This is a genomic window from Alteromonas sp. AO-Serp (assembly GCF_017849675.1).
Lineage (GTDB): Bacteria > Pseudomonadota > Gammaproteobacteria > Enterobacterales > Alteromonadaceae > Alteromonas > Alteromonas macleodii.
In genome coordinates, this window is the sequence record NZ_JAFLMX010000107.1 from 1 (window position 1) to 8866 (window position 8866).

Below are 8866 nucleotides of genomic sequence, written 5' to 3' on the forward strand. Positions count from 1 at the left end.
AGCAAAGCGTGGGAATGCAGGAATGGCTGTTCCCTTTCAAATTCCCAGAATGCAGCTAGGAAGCTTGCCAGACCTTCCCAAAGGGCGAGTTTAAAATGTTCGTACTCTTTGTTGTGTCCCCTTGATGTAGAACCACTATACCTGCGGTAACACGCCGCGATTACGAACATTTTAACTCTCGCTGAGTGGGTAATTATCTATGTGGACTGGTATCATGGTGCGTCGTCAAAATAATAATGGACCAGCATTTATGGATTCAACGTCACGCCCAAGCCTGTTTCAGCGCTACATGAATGGCAGTTTGGTACTGCAAATTATCATTGGTATCGTATGTGGTATTGCGATAGCTACTTTTTCACCTTCAGTTGCTCAATCAGCAGGGCTATTGGGTAACTTATTTGTAAAAGCCCTAAAAGCAATTGCTCCTTTATTGGTTTTTGTTTTAGTCATGGCGTCCATCGCCAACCACAAGCAAAACGAGCAAACCTTCATAAAACCTGTTTTGGTGCTCTACCTTGTAGGTACGTTACTGGCCGCGCTCACCGCCGTGTTGGCAAGCTTTGCTTTTCCTACAAGCTTAAGCTTAGTAACTTCAGAAGTTAGCCAAGCTGCGCCGAAAGGGGTGTCGGAAGTCCTAACTACTTTGCTTTATAACATGGTAGATAACCCGGTAAATGCGTTAGTAAATGGAAATTACATTGGTATTCTCACGTGGGCTGTAGGTCTAGGTTTAGGTCTACGTCATGCTAGCGAGGCAACGAAAGCGCTACTTCAAAATATGGCAGATAGCGTAACAACCGTGGTGGGTTTTGTTATTAAACTCGCGCCCTTCGGTATTTTCGGCTTGGTAGCTAATACCATTGCTACAACGGGCTTTGAAGCATTGCTTGGCTACTCTCATTTATTAACGGTACTGATTGGCGCGATGCTATTTATCGCACTAGTGACCAACCCCTTGTTAGTATTTCTGGCAACCAAAAAGAACCCTTATCCTTTGGTGTTCAAATGCCTTAAAGAAAGCGGTATTACGGCGTTTTTCACTCGTAGTTCGGCGGCGAATATCCCGGTAAACATGGCGCTGTGTAAACGCTTAAAGCTTGATGAGGACACCTATTCGGTATCTATTCCGTTAGGCGCCACCATTAATATGGCTGGGGCTGCGATCACAATAACCGTGTTGACGCTAGCTGCGGTTAATACCTTGGGAATTTCTGTAGATTTCCCTACTGCTGTATTGTTAAGCGTTATCGCTGCGGTATCAGCATGTGGAAGTTCAGGTGTTGCAGGCGGTTCGCTACTGCTTATTCCGCTGGCCTGTAGCCTGTTTAATATACCCAATGAAGTGGCTATGCAGGTAGTTGCGGTGGGCTTTATTGTTGGCGTACTGCAAGACTCTGCCGAAACAGCATTAAATAGCTCCACCGATGTCTTGTTTACCGCCGCTGCGTGTGAAAGGGCAGGCGGCCAGTAAACATAAAAGCGTCAAACGTTAAAGCGTTAAACAGTTTAAGTGGGCGAACTTACTGCATCTACCGCTTCAAAAATTAGCCGTGCAGCCAGCTTTGCTGTGCGGCTATCAATATCATAATTGGGGTTCATTTCCGCAACGTCACACAATCTCCATTGATACCCATAAGTACTTTGGTGCTGTGCTAAAAAGTGTAGCGTGTTAATAACAAGTGTGGGGGAAATCCCCAACGCACTGGGTGCGCTAACGCCAGGTGCTTGTGCTGCTGGAAATGCATCTAAACATACAGTGACGTAAAGCTCATCGATGTCTTTTAGCATCGGAGATAGCAGCTCATCTATTCGTTGCATGCACAGCGATTCATCATTTAACGCCACGTCGGTTAAATAGCGCGTGTTGGACGCATTGGCAAAGTTAAACAGCGCTGGTGTATTAGCCGCTTTCGATACGCCCAAACAAGCATAATGAAACGGTGTATCGTGTAACTGGCAGTGCTCATACACTTGCCTGAACGGCGTACCTGAACTGGTGTTTGGTGAAGGTTTTCTTAAATCAAAATGGGCGTCGAAATTAATAATTCCAATGCGGGCGCTTTCGGGCTTAGCATTGAAAACCCCTTGATAGCTACCCCATGCAATTTCATGTCCCCCTCCCAGACCGATGACCAAACCATCGTTTTGCTTGAGCGCATAGCAAATGGCGTCAGCATATTGGGTTTGTGACTGGGCTAAGTTCTCTTTAGCGGAAACATTCCCTAAATCGGCTAATGATGCGTTTGGCCAGTGCCAAGGCAAGTTTGCAAGTGCCTGGCGAATAGCGTTTGGTCCAGCAGCTGCACCTACGCGGCCTTTGTTAAATGCCACACCTAAATCACTTTCAAAACCAACAAGGGTAACGGAGTTGGCCAATGAATTATCTTCGCCCACTTCAAGTTCGTTAACTTTTTGATGCCAACGTAGGCCCTCAACACCGTCTTCACTGTCTATTCTGCCTTGCCACTTAAACATGTTTACCTTCCTTAAACACCGCAATGGGGCGGTGGCCATTAATACAATAGGCAAGCTCTGCCGGCGTTTCGATATCCCACAGTGTTAAGTCAGCAAGCTTACCTGCTTCAATAACTCCTCGGTCGTGCAGCCCAAGTGCGCTAGCCGCGTGTGCAGTGGCGCCGCGTAGCGCTTCTTCTGGCGTAAGTTGAAACAGCACACACCCCATATTTATCGCGGTAAGGATTGAGGCTAACGGCGAACTACCTGGATTAAAGTCAGTGGCTAAGGCCATGGGCACATTGTGCGCCCTTAGGGCGTCTACCGGCGGCTTTTGAACTTCACTCAAGTAATAAAAAGCGCCTGGTAAAAGTACGGCAACGGTGCCACTTTGGGCAAGTAAGGGAATATCGCTGTCAGCTAAATATTCAATGTGATCTACCGATAGTGCGCCGTACTTAGCTGCTAGCACTGCGCCTTTGCTGTCGCTAAGCTGTTCTACATGAGCTTTAATGGGTAAACCGTGCTGCTGTGCGCAGCTAAACACTCGTTCTGTTTGTGAAGTTGAAAAACCGATAGTTTCACAAAATACATCAACGGCGTCAGCCAAGTTTTTCGAAGCAATGTGAGGAAGTGCCTCGTCGCAAATAAAATCGATATATCCGTCTGAGTCCTCAGCAAATTCATTGGGCAGGGCGTGAGCGCCTAAATAGGTAGTTTGAATACTCACAGGAAGGTGCTGCTCAAGGGATTTTGCCACACGTAACATACGCACTTCAGTGTCTAAATCCAGCCCGTAACCTGATTTGACTTCAATGGTGGTAACACCTTCTTCGCACAGTCGCTTTGCGCGTTTTATCGCAGTGTGAAGCAGGGTGTTTTCGTCAGAGCGTCGAGTTTTTTCAACCGTCCCTTTAATACCACCGCCGCGCTGCGCAATGTCTACATAACTTGCGCCTTGCAATCGCATTTCGAATTCTTCGGCGCGATTGCCGCCATACACCAGATGCGTATGACAATCGATGAAGCCAGGCAATAGCCACGGGTGTTTGGGCGTTGAACCTTCATTTTGGGGAATTAGGGTAGTGGCATCTATTACGCTTTTGGCCTGCTCAAACACGTCGTCTAGTGAGTCATCGCAAGGAAGTAATGCAGCAATTATACCGTCTTTTATGGCAATGGCGTGTGGCGGTAATTCGCCATAGGGCAACTCGTTGTCTTGCATAGACGCAATGCGAACATTGTAAAAAAGCGTGTCGTACTGATAACCCATAACGTGCTCCACTCTAAGCCACCTCTTGTCTGGTTTTTCGTCTAACTGGTCGTCTTGTTCTTTGTCTGGCTTTGACCAGAATCTTTACTGAAACGCAGTGTAAATTTTGAGTTCAGTGTACTTGTGCATACTTGTATATACAAGTATGCTGTTAGCATATTATTAACAATTTAGTTGTGAATGGCCACGATATGCAACCTCGGTACAGAGTAATTAAGACAGCAATTTTGGATGCCATCGAAAGTGGTGAGATGAAGCCGGGTAGCCAAGTGCCTTCAGAAAACCAACTTGCCCAGCAGAACGGTGTAAGCCGAATGACTGCGCGAAGAGCGCTAAGTGAAATGGTGGACGAGGGCATTTTAATGCGCAGCCAGGGGATAGGCACCTTTGTGTCAGATAGTCGCCCTATGAGCTCAATGCTTGAGATCAAAAGCATTCGCGATGAAATAGAGCAGCGGGGGCATAGATACACTAACGAGATATTAGTGTTGGAAACCTCGCCAGCCAGTGATGCTATTGCTCAACGACTGGGTATCGATGTGGGAGAGCCAGTATTTCATAGCATTATCGTACACTGCGAGAACAATCTACCCGTGCAGTATGAAGATAGGTGGGTTAACCCAGCGTGGATTAACGACTATTTAGATAAAGATTTTAAAGCTCAAACTGCAAACTTTTATTTGAATCAGGTCGCGCCCCTTTCACAAGCCGATCACAGCGTAGAAGCTGTGGTTGTTGAAAAAGATATTGCACAAGCACTATTGATTAAGCCAAAAGAGCCGTGCCTGAAGATTACGCGACGAACCTTCTCTCGAGTGCCCAGCGCAATAACCAGCGACGAGAGCAATATTGGCGAGTCGTCAACGGCGAATGCCCAGTTAGGGAACGGCTTAAAGGCTACGTTAGATACATCCGTGAATAATAGTCCAAAAGCGAGTTCAAGCGCAGTGGTTAGCCACGCGGTGCTGTATCACCCAGGTAGTCGATACCGCTTGGGAGGACACTTGGAGTTCTAAGTGTCATTGCGCCAAAGGCGCTAGCAACTCATTACTTTCTAAAAAGATGACACTTCCTAATAAAAAACAAATTGGCAAACGTAAGAATATGCCTAGGAGAAGTTTATGAAACGCCTCGACCCTACAAGAGAAATACGTGCCCCAAGAGGCAGTACGCTAAATGCGAAGAGCTGGCAAACTGAAGCGCCGCTTCGCATGTTAATGAATAACCTGGATCCAGACGTTGCGGAGCATCCGCAAAATCTGGTGGTTTACGGCGGTATTGGGCGTGCGGCCCGTGACTGGGCGTCTTACGACAAAATTGTAGAAGTACTCAAGCGTTTAAATACTGATGAGACGTTGCTGGTTCAATCAGGCAAACCTGTTGGGGTATTTCCCACTCACGAAAATGCACCTCGTGTGTTAATTGCTAACTCTAACCTTGTACCGCATTGGGCAAACTGGGAGCACTTTAACGCTCTGGATAAAGAAGGTTTGATGATGTACGGGCAAATGACCGCAGGGTCATGGATATACATAGGCTCGCAAGGCATTGTCCAAGGGACTTATGAAACGTTTGTGAGCGTGGCCAAAACGCATTTTGAAGGAAGCGCTGAAGGACGCTGGATTTTGACTGGTGGCTTGGGCGGTATGGGCGGAGCACAGCCTTTAGCTGCAACCATGGCTGGCTTTTCAATGGTAGCTGTGGAGGTAGATGAAACTCGCATAGATTTCAGAATTCGCACAGGCTATTTGGACAAAAAAGCGCATTCGTTAGAAGAAGCCATGCAACTACTTGGGGAAGCCAAGCAAGAAGGTAAACCAGTATCAATTGGCTTGCTCGGCAATGCTGCTGAAGTATTTCCCGATATGTTGGCAAAAGGGATTATCCCTGACGTTGTAACCGATCAAACCAGTGCGCACGATCCGTTGAATGGCTATCTACCAGTGGGGTGGACGCTAGATCAAGCTGAGGCGCAGCGTAAAAAAGACGAAGCGGGTGTTGTGAAAAGTGCAAAACAGTCGATGGCGCTGCAAGTTAAAGCAATGCTTGGTTTCCAACAAGCTGGCGCTGCTACTCTTGATTATGGCAACAACATTAGACAAATGGCGCTAGAAGAGGGTATTGAGCATGCGTTCGATTTCCCAGGTTTCGTTCCTGCTTATATTCGACCGCTTTTTTGTCAGGGCATAGGGCCTTTCAGATGGGCTGCGCTGTCAGGCGATCCGGAAGATATCTATAAAACGGACGCTAAAGTTAAAGAGCTTATACCCGACAACCCCCATCTACATAACTGGCTAGATATGGCCAAAGAACGCATTCAATTCCAAGGCCTGCCCGCGCGTATTTGCTGGGTGGGGCTGGGTGAAAGACAAAAGCTGGGGCTTGCCTTCAATGAAATGGTTCGCAGTGGCGAGCTAAGCGCGCCAGTTGTGATTGGGCGGGATCATCTCGACTCTGGTTCGGTAGCTTCACCCAATAGAGAAACCGAGGCCATGCTCGATGGTTCAGATGCCGTTTCGGACTGGCCGCTGCTGAACGCCCTGCTAAATACAGCGGGTGGTGCAACCTGGGTAAGCCTTCATCATGGTGGCGGTGTAGGAATGGGTTTTAGCCAACACTCGGGTGTAGTGATTGTTTGTGACGGTTCGGACGAAGCGGCTGAGCGTATTGCTCGGGTTCTTCATAACGACCCTGCCACGGGCGTAATGCGTCATGCAGATGCAGGCTACGACATTGCAAAAGACTGTGCTGCCAAGCACAACTTGGATCTTCCCATGATCAATAACGCGGCTAATAATCAAAGCCCTGATGGAACAAGCACACATTCAAGCGCGAACAAAAGCTTTGGTGGGGAGAAATAGTCATGTCGCATTCGTCTTTTATTACTGAAAACGGTGGTGTTAAGCAACTTAATCTTGTGCCAGGTACATTGACGTTAGATCAGTTACGGGAAGTACATCGAAGCCACGTTCATTTATCGTTAGATGAAAGCGCAGTACCCGCTATAAACGCCGCCGAGCAAGTAGTGCTTAATGTCATTAAAGAAAACCGGACTGTCTATGGCATCAATACCGGCTTTGGTTTGTTGGCTAATACTCGTATTAATGTTGATGAGTTAGAGCTATTACAGCGCAGTATTGTGTTATCGCACGCGGCCGGTACGGGCGACTTTATGCAAGAAGATACTGTGCGCCTGCTCATGCTGTTAAAAATTAACTCCTTGGCCCGTGGTTATTCTGGCATTCGCCTCAGCGTAATAGAAGCGCTCATTACCTTGTTTAATGCACAGGTTTATCCCGCCATTCCTGAAAAAGGCTCGGTAGGCGCCAGCGGCGACTTAGCGCCTTTAGCACACATGAGTGTGGTGCTGTTAGGGGAAGGGGAAGCTTTTTATAAAGGAGAGAGAATTAGTGCAGCCCAAGCCCTTGAAATAGCCGGCATGCAGCCAATTGCGCTGGCACCTAAAGAAGGCTTAGCACTGTTAAACGGCACACAAGCCTCGACAGCGTTTGCACTTCAGGGGTTGTTTTATACTGAAAATGCGCTTCATAGTGCTATTGGTATTGGTGCGCTTACTGTTGAGGCCGCGTTAGGTTCCCGCGTGCCGTTCGACGCGCGGATCCACGAAGTGCGTGGCCACAAAAGCCAGAGCGATGTGGCGACTGCGTTTAGAACATTGCTAGACACCTCAGAGATTGGCCATTCACATCAACGGTGTGAAAAAGTACAAGACCCATACTCTCTGCGTTGCCAGCCACAGGTGATGGGAGCGTGTTTACAGCAAATGCGCTATGCCCAAGAGATTTTGGTGGTTGAAGCTAATGGAGTAAGCGACAACCCGTTGGTTTTTGTTGAAAATAATGATGACGCTGATACGCCAACTGGCGATATTCTATCTGGCGGAAACTTTCATGCGGAAACAGTGGCAATGGCGGCAGATATGCTGGCTATTGCACTATCTGAAATTGGCGCACTGTCGGAGCGCAGAATGTCGTTAATGATTGATACGCATTTAAGTGGTTTGCCACCGTTCCTGGTTGAAAATGGTGGGGTAAACTCGGGCTTCATGATTGCGCAGGTTACCTGTGCGGCGCTTGCTAGTGAAAACAAAACCCTGGCGCACCCCGCATCTATCGATTCGTTGCCTACGTCTGCGAACCAAGAAGACCACGTGTCTATGGCTACCTTCGCCGCGAGGCGCTTACGAGATATTTTCGATAACGTGGCAGGAATATTGGCCATTGAGTGGTTAGCGGCCTGCCAAGGGTTAGATTTTAGGAAGCCGTTTAAAACCAGCGAAAAACTACAGGTGTTGATGCAGCTACTAAGAGACCAAGTGCCGTTTTACGACAAGGACCGTTATTTTGCGCCAGATATTGAAAAGGCAAAGCAACTTATTAAGCAGCACGACCTCATGGATAAGACACAGTTAAACCTGTTAGGCTAAAATGATCACTGGCTCGGTATTTCGAGTAAACAATTAAAGATCATAAATAGAGTAGAGGTGGGAATGATATGAAAACAAATGGACGTTGGTTAAGTTCAAACGAGGCTCGTACTTCTATGAAAGGCACTTTTAAGAGCGGCTCTTTTGCGAAAAGCACTGTGTTGGGTTTACTCGCCGCGTCGGTGTTTACGTTGGCAGGCTGTAGCGACAGCGAAGTGGGTGATGTGTCTCTTGGCCTCTTCACTACTAAAGACATTAAAATTGATGCGCTTCAAGACCCCATAGTGACAGGTGTAACCTGCCATATTTCAAGTATTGAAGCGAACCTTGATTTGTCGGACCCATCAGACAGTTCAATCGCGTGCAGACAAACCGGCCCTATTACGGCTGAGATGTTAAACGCCATTGATAAGTCAGATTCAGGGGAAGTAATATTCAAAAAATCGAAGAGCGTGTTTTTCAAGAATATGAAGCTTCGAAGAATTTATGATGCCGACTCAAAAACACTGATTTATTTGTCTTACAGTACTAAGGAGACGTCTGGCAGCTATAAACATAGTTTGTCTACGGTACCACTGTGGGAAACGCTAGCGTTTAAAAAGCCCGCGTAGCGAAACGCATTAACTCAATATTAAAAAGCCCTCTTACAAGAGGGCTTCTTTGATGCTAACACCTTGTATTTAATCTATCCA

7 protein-coding genes are annotated in these 8866 nt (G+C 47.2%); 5 read left to right on the forward strand and 2 right to left on the reverse strand.

The window, feature by feature from the left end:
* The first annotated feature begins 250 nt into the window (after positions 1 to 250).
* Positions 251 to 1471, forward strand: coding sequence for a serine/threonine transporter SstT (gene sstT, locus QVA83_RS08210; RefSeq protein ID WP_156079094.1), 1221 nt, complete (start codon positions 251 to 253; stop codon positions 1469 to 1471).
* A gap of 35 nt (positions 1472 to 1506) precedes the next feature.
* Here the strand turns inward: sstT and hutG are convergent, their stop codons facing one another.
* Positions 1507 to 2475: a formimidoylglutamase gene (gene hutG / locus QVA83_RS08215; protein ID WP_156077959.1), complete on the reverse strand. Its 969-nt coding sequence runs from the start codon at positions 2473 to 2475 to the stop codon at positions 1507 to 1509.
* On the reverse strand, positions 2468 to 3727 hold the full coding sequence (gene hutI / locus QVA83_RS08220) for an imidazolonepropionase (RefSeq protein ID WP_287498340.1): 1260 nt from the start codon (positions 3725 to 3727) through the stop codon (positions 2468 to 2470). Before hutI ends, hutG begins: the two co-directional genes overlap by 8 nt.
* A 191-nt stretch (positions 3728 to 3918) precedes the next feature.
* Between hutI and hutC the strand changes: the two genes are divergently transcribed.
* From hutC to QVA83_RS08240, 4 genes are all read left to right on the forward strand, one after another.
* A complete protein-coding gene (hutC, locus tag QVA83_RS08225) occupies positions 3919 to 4743 on the forward strand; it encodes a histidine utilization transcriptional repressor HutC (protein WP_156077961.1) in 825 nt (274 codons plus the stop codon).
* 105 nt (positions 4744 to 4848) lie between these two features.
* Positions 4849 to 6588 (forward strand): urocanate hydratase, encoded by a 1740-nt coding sequence (gene hutU / locus QVA83_RS08230; protein WP_156077962.1) that lies wholly within the window; start codon positions 4849 to 4851, stop codon positions 6586 to 6588.
* Between the two features lie 2 nt (positions 6589 to 6590).
* Positions 6591 to 8174, forward strand: a complete 1584-nt coding sequence (gene hutH, locus QVA83_RS08235; protein ID WP_156077963.1) for a histidine ammonia-lyase — start codon at positions 6591 to 6593, stop codon at positions 8172 to 8174.
* A 68-nt stretch (positions 8175 to 8242) separates the two neighbouring features.
* Positions 8243 to 8785 (forward strand): CreA family protein, encoded by a 543-nt coding sequence (locus tag QVA83_RS08240; RefSeq protein WP_377956470.1) that lies wholly within the window; start codon positions 8243 to 8245, stop codon positions 8783 to 8785.
* Positions 8786 to 8866 lie beyond the last annotated feature (81 nt).

Coding starts and splice junctions, on each gene's coding strand:
- hutU (WP_156077962.1), top strand. CDS start 4,849: ATGAAACGCCTCGACCCTACAAGAGAAATACGTGCCCCAAGAGGCAGT.
- hutG (WP_156077959.1), bottom strand. CDS start 2,475: ATGTTTAAGTGGCAAGGCAGAATAGACAGTGAAGACGGTGTTGAGGGC.
- hutI (WP_287498340.1), bottom strand. CDS start 3,727: ATGGGTTATCAGTACGACACGCTTTTTTACAATGTTCGCATTGCGTCT.
- QVA83_RS08240 (WP_377956470.1), top strand. CDS start 8,243: ATGAAAACAAATGGACGTTGGTTAAGTTCAAACGAGGCTCGTACTTCT.
- hutC (WP_156077961.1), top strand. CDS start 3,919: ATGCAACCTCGGTACAGAGTAATTAAGACAGCAATTTTGGATGCCATC.
- sstT (WP_156079094.1), top strand. CDS start 251: ATGGATTCAACGTCACGCCCAAGCCTGTTTCAGCGCTACATGAATGGC.
- hutH (WP_156077963.1), top strand. CDS start 6,591: ATGTCGCATTCGTCTTTTATTACTGAAAACGGTGGTGTTAAGCAACTT.